The organism is Pseudidiomarina terrestris, from assembly GCF_030466405.1.
Lineage (GTDB): Bacteria > Pseudomonadota > Gammaproteobacteria > Enterobacterales > Alteromonadaceae > Pseudidiomarina > Pseudidiomarina terrestris.
In genome coordinates this window covers 1-13135 of the sequence record NZ_JAGGJF010000004.1, presented here as the reverse complement: position 1 = coordinate 13135, position 13135 = coordinate 1, and the positions used below count along the sequence as shown (strand labels likewise).

The following is a 13135-nucleotide window of genomic DNA, read 5'->3' as shown; positions in this document are numbered from 1 at the left end:
GCGATGCGGTTATTAAAAAGCTTAGAGGAATTGAGAGCATGGCATCGCCAACAACAGGGAACGCTGGGGCTGGTACCGACGATGGGCAATCTGCATGAAGGCCATCTGAAACTGGTCGACTTAGCGCAACAGCATGCCGACCAGGTGATTGTCAGCATTTTCGTCAATCCGATGCAATTTGGTGCCAATGAAGATCTTGATAGCTATCCCCGTACCCTCGACGCTGACTGCCAGGCTCTGGCCGAACGTGGCGTACAAGCGGTGTTTGCGCCGCAAGTGACTGACGTCTATCCGCGCGGTCTGGAAGCACAAACCTCGATTGAAGTTCCAAAAATCGCTGACATCCTTTGCGGCGCCAGCCGTCCCGGTCACTTTCGCGGCGTCGCTACTGTGGTTGCCAAGCTGTTTAATATGGTCCAGCCAGACCACGCAGTGTTCGGTGAGAAGGACTACCAGCAACTGCAGGTCATTCGGTTAATGGCACAGGATTTAAGCTTTCCGGTAGAAATTATCGGCATGCCGACTGAGCGTGCCATTGATGGCCTGGCATTAAGTTCCCGCAACGGCTACCTGTCCTCATCCGAACGCCGCCTCGCACCCATTTTGTACCAGGTGCTAAAGACTGTTGCGCATGCCATTCAACATGACAAGATCGATGCGGAACAGGCGCTCGCCGAAGCTCGTATTGCCTTGCAGGAAAGCGGTTTCCGTATGGATTATCTGGAACTTCGCCGGCAGGCGGATTTGCAACCGGCGAACGCCACGGATAAAGATCTGGTGGTACTGGTCGCTGCATTTCTTGGCCGCACCCGCCTGATTGATAATCTGCAGTTTTCCCGCGACGCTTAATGTCGCGACAGCAGGCCCAGCTCGCGCATTTCTGTGTGCAGTGCGCCCCGCAGTCCCAAGGCCTGCTCAGCAATTTCCCGTTGCTCTTGCAATACTTCCGCAAGCATTTCCTGGGTCGTTAGCGGATTGGCGAGTACCACCCGAAAGACTACGGTCGGCTCACGATAATAGTGTGCTGGGGTAAGCTTGGTCCGTGACACGAAGGAGCGCCCTGTCTCACGTTGCCGCTTTTGAATAAAGCGTGTGATGGCATTTAAATGAGGATTTAAGCGCCGGATCTGCTCTGCTGTCGCCTGCTGCAGAATTGCTTTCACCGCTTTCGGCACGAACCGGTAAGTCAGCAGGCACAGCTGTGGATCAGTGATGACTTCAAAGTCATCCTGCGCCCGAATCAGTTGCGCGAACTGTTTCGCCTGCTCAATGCTTTTGTTGATTAGTAATTCGTAACCGCGCCGGCCCATCACATGCATGGCAGAATACACCAGCATCGCCATGCCCGGACGAGAGCCTTCCATGGTGTGCGCCCCCAAATCTTTCGAACCGTGGCGAATAACATACTCAGCGTGATGCTCGATGGCCCGCACCATGCCGGGCTCTTTGAAGAGCACCATGCCAGCGCCCATAGGCACGTACATTTGTTTGTGTGCGTCGATGGTGACACTGTCGGCCCGCTCGATACCAGCAAGCAAGTGTCGGTGTTGCTTTGACATCAAGGTGGCACCACCCCAGGCGGCGTCGACATGAAAGTGTGCGCCGATTTCTTCGGCGTAATCGGCAAGCTCGCTGAGCGGATCGATATGCCCGGTCTCCGTGGTGCCGGCGACACCGACAATCGCCAGCACTTTGCCGCCGTCGGCAGCCACTTGTGCGCAAGCTTCGCGCAGCTTATCTACGCGGATACGGTTATGATCATCGGTGGCCACACCAATTAAGTTGTTACGGCCAATACCAAGAATATCTGCCGCTTTTGCCAGCGAGTAATGCCCGCGCTCAGATACCATCACCGTCAACCGTTTATAGCCGTAGTGACTGAGCCCGGCCGCAAAACCATCCGCAGCGACTCCGGCAAAGCCTTGCGCTGGCTTCAGCAGGACGTTGCGGGCGACCCATAACGCGGTAATGTTGGCAACGGTCCCGCCGGAACACATAGCGCCTAAGGAGTGCTGAGCACTGTGCATCCAGCGCTGATAAAAGCTCTTATCCCGGTCGTAAACCAGGTTGTGCAACATCCCCAGCACATTACGCTCGAGCGGAGTGAACGCCTTGGATGTTTCGATCTTCACCAGATTCTGATTGAGACCCACCATAAGTTTCGCTAACGGCAGCAGAAAATAAGGCAGTGCCGAGGTCATATGGCCGATAAAACGAGGTGATGATGTGTGCACCGAGTGAGCAACGAGATTATCTAACAAAAATTCCGTATGGTCAGACACATAGCGTGGCTGCTCAGGAACCTCACTGGCCGAAAAATTGGTTTCTATTTCATGCAGAGGTTTTTCGCGAGCGACAATGTGCTCACCGAGAAATCCCATCAGGTTCTCTGATAAGTCCTTTTCTATCCGACCCAGGGTCGAGTCAGGTGCTTCCGGAAGCGTAAATATTTTCAATAACGCTTCTTCACTCACTTCAGCAAAAACTTGATCACTCAAGGCGTTAACCCTTATTCGTTATGAGCAGGCGATTATTCTGCCTCGATTGCAGAAAAATAGCGACCGTCCTCTGGCAGAGTAGCAGTTAATTGCCACAGTTGCTGTCCACTGCGCTGGTATTTACGTTCAAACGGCGTAATAGGCTCATGGCGCGCCAGCAACGGCTGCAAGGTTGCAGAACAGTTGACCAGTGCCAGACTACTGGCCACTTCCGTCAGATACGTCACCCAGTTTGAGCGCATGATCAACTCACCGCCAAGTCCCAAAACGTAGGGCCAGACCGGACTGCCATGCCATCTGCGGCTAAAATGCGAGGCTTTTGGCCAGGGATTGGGGTACAAAATATAATGCTGCTGGAGCTGCCAGTTTGCCTCGACCGCAAGGCGCCAGAAATCCTGTAAATCGGCGCGCACCAACAAGTAACGTTGTCCTGCTTCGGCAGTCTGATAATTGGCATGGCGCTGCAAGCGATGGGCCGATTTATCCACCCCGATCACCAGTGCTTGCGGATGCTGTTCCGCCAGCCTGGCCGTGCTTTCACCCACACCACAGCAGGAGTCCAAAATCACCGGCCCCTGCCATTCGGCAACCGCCTGCGCCGCTTGCTGAAAGGCCTCCCGGTTATGTTCCTGGATCGGCTTTTTAAATGGTGAGCGCAGATGGCGCATCACCACCTGCGTCAAATCCTCATGATTACCGTGCTGATTGGTCGTAACTGGACGCGATTCTTTGGCACTCACGAACGGATCCCTATACCACGTTGCAGCAAAGTGTAAGCCGTCACGAAAAACACCAGATTAAAAGCGATGATGACACTCAGCGCGACGCTGATACTGACATCAGACACGCCAAGGAAGCCGTAGCGGAACGCATTCACCATGTACAAAACCGGGTTAGCCCGGGCGACGGTTTCCCAGATGCCAGGCAGCAGGCTGATGCTGAAGAACACCCCGCCTAAATAGGTTAAGGGGGTCAGAATAAAGGTCGGTACGATGGAGATATCATCGAACGTTTTGGCGTAGACCGCGTTAATGAGTCCCGCCAGTGAAAACAGTGTTGAGGTCAACACCACAGTCAATACCAGAATACCCGCGTGATTGATGCTGACATTTTCAACAAAGGTAAAAGAGACCAGCGTAACGATGACCGCAACGATCATAGCGCGCGCTAAACCGCCGCCAACATAGCCGGCAATAATCACCGGCGTGGACACGGGGGCAACCAGCATCTCTTCAATATTGCGCTGAAACTTAGCACTGAAAAAAGATGATGCAACGTTCGAATAGGAGTTGGTGATCACCGACATCATGATCAGACCGGGCACGATGAACTCCATGTAGGGGCGGCCACTCATGTCACCGATACGCTCACCGACAATGCTACCGAAAATGACAAAATACAGGGTCATGGTGATGGCCGGTGGCACCAACGTCTGCACCCAGATGCGCAGGAAGCGCGTACACTCTTTAATCCAGATGGTTTTAAGCGCGGTAAAATTATAAGACGTGGTCATCATGTTAGGCTCCCGCTGCTGATTTTTCTGTACGTCCACGTTCAACCAGATCGACAAACAGCTCTTCTAAGCGGTTGGCCTTATTGCGCATCGATAAGACTTTAATGTTCTGTGCGCTGAGCTGGTCAAAAACCTTGTTCAGACCTTGGGATTTCTCGACATCGACCTCTATTGTATGGTCGTCCATCTGACGCATGGTAAAGCCCTCAAGAGCAGGCTCAACCCGCGTGTCATCGTCACGGCTCAGATCCAGTACAAAGGTTTCCCGGTTCAGCGTGGCCAATAAGCGTTTGATTGAGGTATTTTCTACAATGTTACCCTGATCAATGATGGCGATGTTACGGCACAAGGTTTCTGCCTCTTCCAGGTAATGCGTGGTGAGGATAATGGTGATGCCTTGTTTATTTATATCGATGAGGTAATCCCACATACTGCGCCGCAATTCAATATCCACGCCAGCGGTAGGCTCATCCAGAATGAGTAATTTAGGTTCGTGCAGAAGTGCGCGGGCGATCATCAGACGACGTTTCATCCCGCCTGATAGCATCCGGGCAGCGTTATCACGTTTGTCCCATAGACCCAGTTGCTTGAGGTAATGCTCAGCGCGTTCGTGCGCCACTTGCCGTGGCACGCCGTAATAACCGGCCTGATTCACCACGATTTGGCGTACGGTCTCGAACTGATTGAAATTAAATTCCTGTGGCACCAGTCCGATCTGCTTCTTCAGGTCGACCAGCTGGGTATCCAGATCGTAGCCAAACACGCTCACCTGACCGGCGCTCTTGTTGACCAGCGATGAAATAATACCAATGGTGGTCGACTTGCCTGCCCCATTCGGACCGAGCAAGGCAAAAAAGTCACCTTCCTCGACATCCAGATCGATGCCTTTCAGGGCTTCGAATCCGCCTTTGTAGGTTTTTCTTAAATTACTAATCGATAAAGCTTTCATGTCGAATTACGACTCCTCTCCGTAGCCCCAGCGAGGCTGCAAAGTTTGCTCTAACCCGAGGTGATCAAGCACCCGCGCCACCACAAAATCGACTAAATCGTCGATGCTCTGCGGTTGATGGTAAAACCCTGGCGCGGCAGGCATGATGGTGACCCCTAACCGCGCCAGTTTCAGCATATTCTCAAGATGTATCGCAGAAAGCGGCATCTCGCGCGGCACCAGAACAAGCTGTCCGCGCTCCTTTATCACCACATCTGCGGCACGTTCAATCAGATTGTCGCTGGCACCACTGGCGATCGCCGCAAGCGTCCCTGTTGAGCAGGGGCATACCAGCATTCGTTTGGGCGCAGCAGAGCCGGATGCCACTGGTGCAAACCATTGCTCTTTGCCGTACACCTGCAGTTGTTCGGCACTCACCTTAAAGCGTTCGCGTAGGGCGTTCCCCATGGCTTGTGGGGCTGCTGGCAGTTGCCAGTCAAGCTCCGTCGCAAACACCACTCGCGCTGCGCTCGACATTAACAAATGCACCTGTTGCTGTTGTTGCAACAGGCATTCTAACAAACGCATCGCATAAGGTGCACCTGAGGCACCCGTGATCGCGAGGGTTATTGCTGAACTGGAAACGTTCATCACACCACCTTCGTTAGTTTTGTTGAGGTTCAAGCTCGCGCAGCAAGCGCTGGTGCAAGCCGCCGAAGCCACCATTGCTCATGATCAGCAATTGATCACCAGGCTCTAATGTACGCACCAGCAGCGCGGCAAGTTCATCGACAGACGTTGCCACAGTCGCTGCTGGAACGCACTCGGCAATAGACCATTCTAACCCTTCGGGCTCAAGCATAAAGCAAGCATCGGCCACCGCGAGCGCAGCATCCAGCTTGTCGGCATGAATGCCTTGTTTCATAGTATTGGAACGCGGCTCCAATACCGCGACAATCCGGGCATCGCCAACCTTGGCCCGCAGACCGGCGAGGGTCGTTGCGATGGCGGTCGGATGATGGGCAAAATCATCGTAAATCGCAATGCCGTTCGGCGTACCCACTAATTCCAGCCGCCGTTTGGTGTTCTTAAATTCACCCAGCGCCTGCGCAGACACCTCTAAAGGCACTCCCACATGGTGGGCCGCGGCCATTGCCATCACCGCATTCGCCGCATTATGCTCGCCTACCAGCTCCCAGTTCACGGTCGCCTCGGTGTCACCATGTCTGGCAATAAAACGACTCGCGTCAGCGTTAACCAATTGGTAATGCCAGTCCGCAGGGATGTTATCGACCGTCGGCGCCAGGGTCGCGCGCTCGCTCCAGCACCCGCGCTCTAACACTTGCTCGATGCTGCTGGTGTTGGCCGGATAAATAATCTTACCGTGACCGGGAATAATGCGAATCAGATGATGGAACTGGGTCTGAATCGCGGCCAGATCCGGGAAAATATCCGCATGATCGTATTCCAGGTTGTTTAAAACCAGCGTCGACGGCTGGTAATGGACAAACTTCGAACGCTTGTCGAAAAACGCAGTGTCATACTCATCCGCTTCTATTACAAAGAAGTCGCTGGCACCGAGTTGTGCAGAACAACCAAAATTGGCCAGCACGCCGCCGACCAGAAAGCCTGGCTGGTAGCCTGCCTGCGCCAGAATCCAGGCCAACATACTTGCCGTGGTTGTTTTTCCATGGGTACCGGCTACCGCCAGGACCCATTTGTCTTGCAGCAAAGTATCGTGCAGCCATTGGGCACCGGAACGATACGCGATGCGTTGATTAAGCACCGCTTCAACCGCCGGATTACCACGACTGAGGACATTACCAATAATCACCAGATCAGGACGCGGCTCCAGCTGCCCTGGATCATAGCCCTGATAAACGTCAATCCCCAGCGCTGCCAGTTGATCACTCATCGGCGGATAGACGGCTGCGTCACTGCCCGTGACATGGTGGCCCATCGCCTTGGCCAGCGCGGCGATACCGCCCATAAAGGTGCCACAAACCCCAAGAATATGAATGTGCATAATTTCGTCCAACGGTTACATCGTAGTGCTGTGCATAATAAAAAGGGAGCTAGTGTAGCATGCAGGCGCAATTTACGGAGATTCTTGCAGGCATTTTACCTCTTTTTGCGGTAAACTTAGCCGCGATTTTGAGCAGCACACCATATGAGGACGTTATGCAACGCTTAATACCTACTTTACGCCGTGATCAGGTCGATGAAGAGCTTCTTTCAGTCATAAATACACTACAAATTTGTGCTAAAGAAATTTCGTTCCGTCTCCATCAGGGTGAGTTAGCAGGTGTGCTGGGTTCAACTCTGGACGAAAACATTCAGGGTGAAACACAGAAAATGCTGGATGTGCTGGCCAACCAGCTGCTGAAAGATATCTTACTGGAGAATCCACACGTTCGCGCAGTGGCTTCTGAGGAAGAAGAAGGCATCGTTGAAGGGACGACCGAGGGCGAGTATCTGGTGGCTTTCGATCCCCTTGATGGCAGCTCAAATATTGATATTAACAGTTTGGTCGGCACGATTTTCTCGATCATGCCCACACCGAAAGACGGCCGTACCGGTGAGGACATGTTCCTGCAACCTGGTACCCATCAGGTCGCCGCTGGCTATGTTCTTTATGGTCCGTCAACCATGCTGGTGTTCACCACCGGCCGTGGCGTACGCATGTTTACTCTGGATCAGAAGGTGGGCGAATTCCTGCTGACCGACACCGACATCGAGATCCCGAAAAGCACCTGTGAATTTGCCATCAATATGTCAAATTACCGCCACTGGGAGCCGCAAATGCGGCGCTATGTGGACGACTTGCTGGCAGGGGAGACCGGACCCCGTTGTAAAAACTTCAATATGCGCTGGATTGCCGCCATGGTTGCTGACGTGCACCGTGTACTGTGCCGCGGCGGATTGTTTACCTATCCAGGCGATAGCCGTAAGCCGGGCAAACCCTTCAAGTTAAGACTCATGTACGAAGGTAACCCAATGGCGATGCTGGTCGAACAAGCGGGCGGTATCGCCCATACGGGAAAGCAACGAATCCTTGAGGTGCAACCTGAACATATTCACCAACGCGTCAGTGTTATCTTGGGTTCAGAGCAGGAAGTAAGCACCTGCTTAGAGTATTTGCAAGATTCGCATTCGACGACAACCGACGTATAATAAGTCACCTATTTTTCACCATTATTTGTTAAACAGGAACGATCATGAGTTTAAGTGATGTGAGTGCAGGTAAAAACTTGCCTGAAGAAGTAAATGTCATCATCGAGATCCCGGCCAATGCGGACCCGATCAAATATGAAGTCGATAAAGACACAGGTACGCTATGGGTTGACCGTTTTATGTCAACGCCAATGTTCTACCCATGCAACTACGGCTTCGTAAACGACACCTTATCTTTGGATGGTGACCCTGTTGACGTATTGGTGCCGACACCTTATCCGTTGCAAGCGGGATCTGTGATCAAATGCCGCCCGGTTGGCGTCCTGAAGATGACCGACGAAGCTGGCGAAGACGCGAAAGTCGTCGCAGTGCCCATCAGCAAGCTGAGCAAAGAGTACGATCACATTAAAGACGTCAGCGACTTGCCAGAGCTTTTAAAAGCACAAATTACGCATTTCTTCGAGCGCTATAAAGAGCTGGAAAGTGGCAAATGGGTCAAGGTTGAAGGCTGGGGCGACGTGAACGAAGCCAAAGACGAGATCCTGACGTCATTCGAACGCGCACAAGCTAAGTAAGTCGAATGAGCACCTGTGTTGAGCTAAATCGACTCGAGTTTAGCTGGCCGGGTGCTCAGTCTGCCCTGCTGAGCATCCCGCATCTCTCCCTCGCCCGCGGCGAACGAGTTCTGCTTCGCGGCGCCAGTGGCAGTGGTAAATCCACCTTGCTCAGCTTGATTGCCGGCATCCATACCACTGCAGCAGGTCAGGTGAATGTGCTTGGCCATGACCTTGCGCAATTAAGCCAACATCAGCGCGATCGGCTGCGTGCCAATGAAATCGGTTATATTTTTCAGCAATTCAACTTGCTGCCTTACCTGTCAGCGCTCGCTAACGTCACGCTTGCCTGTCAGTTTGCCCCTGCGCGCCGGCATCGTTTGCAAGGACATAGCATCGAGGCTGCCGCAGAAGTCTTACTGGATCGGCTCGGTCTGAGCCGCTCACAGCAACAGCAGCCGGCGCACCAATTGAGCGTGGGCCAGCAACAGCGCGTTGCCGCAGCCAGAGCGCTGTTAGGCAGTCCAGCTTTAATCATTGCCGACGAGCCAACCTCGGCGCTTGATCAGGCTCATCGTGACGATTTTATCCGACTCCTGTTTGAAGCCTGCGAAGCGCAGGATACCACGTTGTTATTTGTCACCCACGACGCCACCTTAGCGCCACATTTCCCGCGCACGATTGAGCTGCACGAGCTGAACCAGGCCAGTGGAGCTGCCCATGTTTAAACTGGCCTTAGCGAGCCTGTGGAATCGTCGCGGCAGCGTCTGGCTGACGGTGGTCGCCATCGCGGTGAGCACCTTGTTGTTGCTTGGCGTGGAACGTATTCGCGTACAGACCCAGGAAAATTTCGCCAACACAATTTCCGGCACTGATCTGATCGTTGGCGCACGCACAGGCTCCACCGAACTTCTGCTGAGCAGCGTATTTCATATCGGCAATTTGTCTAATACGCTGAACTGGAATAGTTATCAGTACCTACAGCAGCTGCCTGGCGTCGACTGGCATATTCCCATGGCTATGGGCGACAGTGTGCAGGGGTTTCCGGTTATTGCCACCACAGATGCATTGTTTGAACATTTCCAATATGGCTCCAAACAATCGTTACAGTTTCAGTCCGGGGGCAACTTCGCTACCCATACAAACTTCACTGTCGCGGTGTTGGGTGCCGAGGCCGCAGCAGAGCTCGGCAAAACTATCAACCAACCCCTCACCATTTCTCACGGTACCGGGGACATCAGTTTTAGTGATCATGACGCGCACCCGTTTACCGTGGCTGGCGTGTTAGCCAGAACTGGGACACCGATTGATCGTGGTGTCTTCATCCCTCTGCAAGGACAAGGGTTGGTGCACGGCGACTACTTGCCAGCAACGGAAGTTGAGACCACACATTCTGCTGAAGGGCATGCGCATGAACAACACGCGCACGAGCATCAACAGGAAAGCGCGAATGAGCATTCAGCGCCACCGGTCTACACCTTAAGCGCTGTACTGCTGGGTCTTGAAAACCGTGCCTACGCCCTGCGCCTGCAGCGTGTCATTAATACCTATGATGAGGAAGCACTGTCCGCCATCATGCCCGGTCTGGCGCTACAGAACTTCTGGCGCACCCTGAATTTGTTTGAGCGTGCCTTGATGACAATCTCGGTATTGGTGGTCATTACGGGACTGTTGGGGATGCTCACCACATTGCTCGCCAGTTTACGGGAACGCCGCCGCGAGATGGCGGTCTTACGTTCTATTGGTGCGGGTCCGGTGACGATTCTTGGTTTATTAGTCTGTGAAGCAGCCGCTGTCACTATTGTCGGCGCAACTGCGGGCACCGCCGCGCTTTATGCGGTACTCATCTTTGGTGCCGACGCTTTACAGAACACCTTAGGTATCCAGGTGACTGCGAGTGTATTGACCCTGCGTGAGATCTACTTGCTGGCAGCGATAATAGGCGCTGCGATCATTTTGAGTTTTTATCCGGCATGGCGAGCCTATCGCAATGCTTTAGCAGATGGATTAACGGTGAAATTATGATGAAAAGTTGGTTTCTGAGTATCGCGGCAATGGCATTAGTTGCGGTGAGTTCGGTAAATCCGGCAACTGCCAGTGATTACCGTGAGTTGGAGTGGAAGAATCTGATCCCGGAAGGTTATACGCCGCCACCGGTGCGCAGTCAGGCTTACTATGACATGAACCCTGAAGCCATGGGTCAGCCTGAATTGAATGCCCCTGTCGTGGCAGCCCTGGATGGCCAGAAAGTACGCATTCCAGGATTTGTCGTGCAGTTACAGGCGGAAGACAGCAAGGTTACAGAGTTCTTGCTGGTACCTTACGAGGGCGCTTGTATCCACGTACCACCACCGCCACCGAATCAGGTCTTGCTGGTCACTTACCCAGAGGGCTATCCGATTCGACAGGCCTTCAACCCGGTGTGGGTCGAAGGCACGATTAAGGTAGAACGCGCCGACGGCGAGCTGGCGGTGGTTGGTTACCAGCTTGAAGCGGCCACGGTAACGCCTTACGGTGGTTAGAAGTGCAGTTCAAGGCCCAGATAAGGGCCTTTGTAATCTAAGTTACTGTAGACGCCATCCAAATCATCAAGCTCGATTGCGAACGCCCGATAACCCAGCTGCAGGTTCACATCAATCGCCAGGTTTTCGATGACCCGATACTCGATACCCAGGTCGTAATCTTCGATTTTTGAGTCATCGATACTGACGGCGTTGGCAGTGCCATAAAAGGTAAGCGGGGTCGCCGGAATACCGACCCGAAGCTGACTGTATAATGTCGGAACCCAGCCATCAGTGGCGCTACGTTCCACGAGTTGCTGACTCTGTACGGCAAGTTCACCCTCTACGCGCTTGGCCGTTAGCCCTAAATCAAACGTCAGTAAGTCGTTATCAAACAGCTCGTAATAAAAAGTGTAATCCGTATGGGTAAGATCCGTTTGATACGCAGCTGACGTGCCAGCGCTGAAGTTGGTACCAAAGAAGTTGAAGTCCTGGCTTAAGGTTTGCTGCCCGGAGCTGACCAGCTCGTTATGACGCACCTTAAGGTTAGGAAACATCGGGATGGGATGCTCAAACGCTATGTAATAGCTCTTTTGCTGTTCATCCTCAAAGTCGAACTCCTGCGCATTGCTGTTACTGCCAAAGGAGCCGGACGTATCCGTCTGCCAGTACTGACCTCCTGCATAAACACCAAAAACGGTATCCGCAGCTACGGGTGCAGATAACAGGCAGCACACTAAAAGGGTCGACACTCTGGTTAGCTTTAAATCAGCCATGTAGCGGTATTCCTTGCGGTTCTAAAAAGTTACTGATGACTACAGTGGACGCACTTCAGCGTTCACCTCTAACGCGTCAGCATCTGCGAACTGTAGCTGAAAAGCAACCTCATCTCCGACTTTAAACGGAAATTTTACACCGAAAAACATCACGTGGTAGCCACCTGGCTGAAAGGTGACCGTTTCCTTAGGCCCGATCACCAATTCGGGCACACGCCGCATCCTCATCATGCCGTCTTCGCTCATGATATGTTGATGCACTTCTGCCGCCCGCGCCGCTTCCGTGGTCACCCCAATAAGCGTGATACTTGTTTCGCTGGTATTGGTGATCACCACATAGCCGGCACCGTTCTCTGTCCCCGGAATTGTGGGTTTTACCCACGCATCGTCGATGCTAAGTTGTTCTGCTTGGGCACTAATACTGCTAAGCAACAGTGCCAGACATACCACGAGCTGTTTCATTGGTTTACCCTGGTTGGTTTTGACAGGCTTTTAGTCTACACAGCTTTAGGGCGTTTTCGAACCAATAAGTACAGGATCCCCAGTAATAACAGGTAAGGCCATAGCCAACTGAATAGCACCGCCACCAGCGCAACCGCTGAGACAATTAGGGCAACAGCGATGCTACCGCCAACCATGACGACTAAGGCAAAAGCACCAATCGCAATCGCCAGCATAACCAATCCGGTGATACCGATACTTACAATAAGCCCGATAATCGCACCAAGCAGACCAAGCACCTCGTCGCCGAACAAGGCCAGGCCGATGACTGCGGCAATGACCCATAACCAGGTCGATTTGTTTCCCATGACGTTCTCCATTAAGTATCACTTCAAGATGTTGCTACTAAAGTAATACAAGAACCGTGCCAGTTATTTATCATGCTGTTTTAATTGAATTTATTTAGATAGCGATAAGTCGATATTGAGAGAAAAGACTATAAAGTGGTGAGTTTCACACAGCTATAGCCGGTCTTGATCGAAAGTTACCAAAGGCTAGATCCGTAAGACATCTGCTATAAAAAGGCGGGCATAAAAAAAGCCCCCAGCGTTAGCTGAGGGCTCTTCGATAATTAAAGCCTGGCGGTGTCCTACTCTCACATGGGGAAGCCCCACACTACCATCGGCGCTGAAGCGTTTCACTACTGAGTTCGGAATGGATCAGGTGGTTCCACTTCGCTATTGCCGCCAG

At 52.8% G+C, this 13135-nt stretch carries 15 protein-coding genes and 1 rRNA gene; 6 read left to right on the top strand and 10 right to left on the bottom strand.

Annotated elements, in window-relative coordinates; all coding sequences use genetic code 11:
• The first annotated feature begins 3 nt into the window (after positions 1-3).
• Positions 4-849, top strand: a complete 846-nt coding sequence (gene panC, locus J6J34_RS08780; protein ID WP_301898883.1) for a pantoate--beta-alanine ligase — start codon at positions 4-6, stop codon at positions 847-849.
• Here panC and panP read toward each other — a convergent pair.
• From panP to mpl, 6 genes are read right to left on the bottom strand one after another with little or no spacing between them, the layout of a single operon-like run.
• A complete protein-coding gene (gene panP / locus J6J34_RS08775; RefSeq protein WP_301721603.1) occupies positions 846-2498 on the bottom strand; it encodes a pyridoxal-dependent aspartate 1-decarboxylase PanP in 1653 nt (550 codons plus the stop codon). The genes panC and panP overlap by 4 nt on opposite strands.
• Positions 2499-2530: 32 nt before the next feature.
• Positions 2531-3238, bottom strand: coding sequence for a tRNA (guanine(46)-N(7))-methyltransferase TrmB (gene trmB, locus J6J34_RS08770; RefSeq protein WP_301721604.1), 708 nt, complete (start codon positions 3236-3238; stop codon positions 2531-2533).
• Positions 3235-4011: an ABC transporter permease gene (locus J6J34_RS08765; RefSeq protein ID WP_418055180.1), complete on the bottom strand. Its 777-nt coding sequence runs from the start codon at positions 4009-4011 to the stop codon at positions 3235-3237. Before J6J34_RS08765 ends, trmB begins: the two co-directional genes overlap by 4 nt.
• A gap of 4 nt (positions 4012-4015) precedes the next feature.
• Entirely contained in the window at positions 4016-4960 is a 945-nt protein-coding gene (locus J6J34_RS08760) for an ABC transporter ATP-binding protein (protein ID WP_301721606.1), read from the bottom strand.
• Between the two features lie 6 nt (positions 4961-4966).
• Positions 4967-5590: a flavin prenyltransferase UbiX gene (locus J6J34_RS08755; protein ID WP_301721607.1), complete on the bottom strand. Its 624-nt coding sequence runs from the start codon at positions 5588-5590 to the stop codon at positions 4967-4969.
• Positions 5591-5603: 13 nt separating this feature from the next.
• Entirely contained in the window at positions 5604-6965 is a 1362-nt protein-coding gene (mpl, locus tag J6J34_RS08750; protein ID WP_301721608.1) for a UDP-N-acetylmuramate:L-alanyl-gamma-D-glutamyl-meso-diaminopimelate ligase, read from the bottom strand.
• A gap of 155 nt (positions 6966-7120) precedes the next feature.
• Here mpl and J6J34_RS08745 point away from each other — a divergent pair, with 155 nt between their 5' ends.
• The 5 genes from J6J34_RS08745 to J6J34_RS08725 are packed head-to-tail and all read left to right on the top strand — an operon-like array spanning position 7121 to position 11189.
• Positions 7121-8113: a class 1 fructose-bisphosphatase gene (locus tag J6J34_RS08745; RefSeq protein ID WP_301721609.1), complete on the top strand. Its 993-nt coding sequence runs from the start codon at positions 7121-7123 to the stop codon at positions 8111-8113.
• Positions 8114-8157: 44 nt separating this feature from the next.
• On the top strand, positions 8158-8688 hold the full coding sequence (gene ppa / locus J6J34_RS08740; protein ID WP_301721611.1) for an inorganic diphosphatase: 531 nt from the start codon (positions 8158-8160) through the stop codon (positions 8686-8688).
• Positions 8689-8693: 5 nt separating this feature from the next.
• Positions 8694-9395 (top strand): ABC transporter ATP-binding protein, encoded by a 702-nt coding sequence (locus J6J34_RS08735; protein WP_301774919.1) that lies wholly within the window; start codon positions 8694-8696, stop codon positions 9393-9395.
• Positions 9388-10692 carry an FtsX-like permease family protein gene (locus J6J34_RS08730; protein WP_301774920.1) on the top strand — a complete coding sequence of 435 codons (1305 nt, stop codon included), beginning with the start codon at positions 9388-9390 and terminating at the stop codon, positions 10690-10692. The genes J6J34_RS08735 and J6J34_RS08730 overlap by 8 nt, the downstream gene beginning before the upstream one ends.
• Positions 10689-11189, top strand: coding sequence for a DUF3299 domain-containing protein (locus J6J34_RS08725; protein WP_301721616.1), 501 nt, complete (start codon positions 10689-10691; stop codon positions 11187-11189). Before J6J34_RS08730 ends, J6J34_RS08725 begins: the two co-directional genes overlap by 4 nt.
• On the opposite strand, the gene J6J34_RS08720 is transcribed toward J6J34_RS08725, so the two are convergent.
• The 4 genes from J6J34_RS08720 to rrf all read right to left on the bottom strand — a co-directional run bounded on the left by J6J34_RS08720 (position 11186) and on the right by rrf (position 13135).
• Positions 11186-11944 carry a TIGR04219 family outer membrane beta-barrel protein gene (locus J6J34_RS08720; protein WP_301834698.1) on the bottom strand — a complete coding sequence of 253 codons (759 nt, stop codon included), beginning with the start codon at positions 11942-11944 and terminating at the stop codon, positions 11186-11188. The two genes, J6J34_RS08725 and J6J34_RS08720, sit on opposite strands and share 4 nt — an antisense overlap.
• A 39-nt stretch (positions 11945-11983) precedes the next feature.
• Positions 11984-12406 carry a copper chaperone PCu(A)C gene (locus J6J34_RS08715; RefSeq protein WP_301721619.1) on the bottom strand — a complete coding sequence of 141 codons (423 nt, stop codon included), beginning with the start codon at positions 12404-12406 and terminating at the stop codon, positions 11984-11986.
• A gap of 35 nt (positions 12407-12441) precedes the next feature.
• Complete coding sequence (locus J6J34_RS08710) at positions 12442-12753, bottom strand: hypothetical protein (RefSeq protein WP_301721620.1); 312 nt, start codon at positions 12751-12753, stop codon at positions 12442-12444.
• A gap of 268 nt (positions 12754-13021) precedes the next feature.
• Positions 13022-13135: ribosomal RNA gene (gene rrf / locus J6J34_RS08705) — 5S ribosomal RNA — on the bottom strand.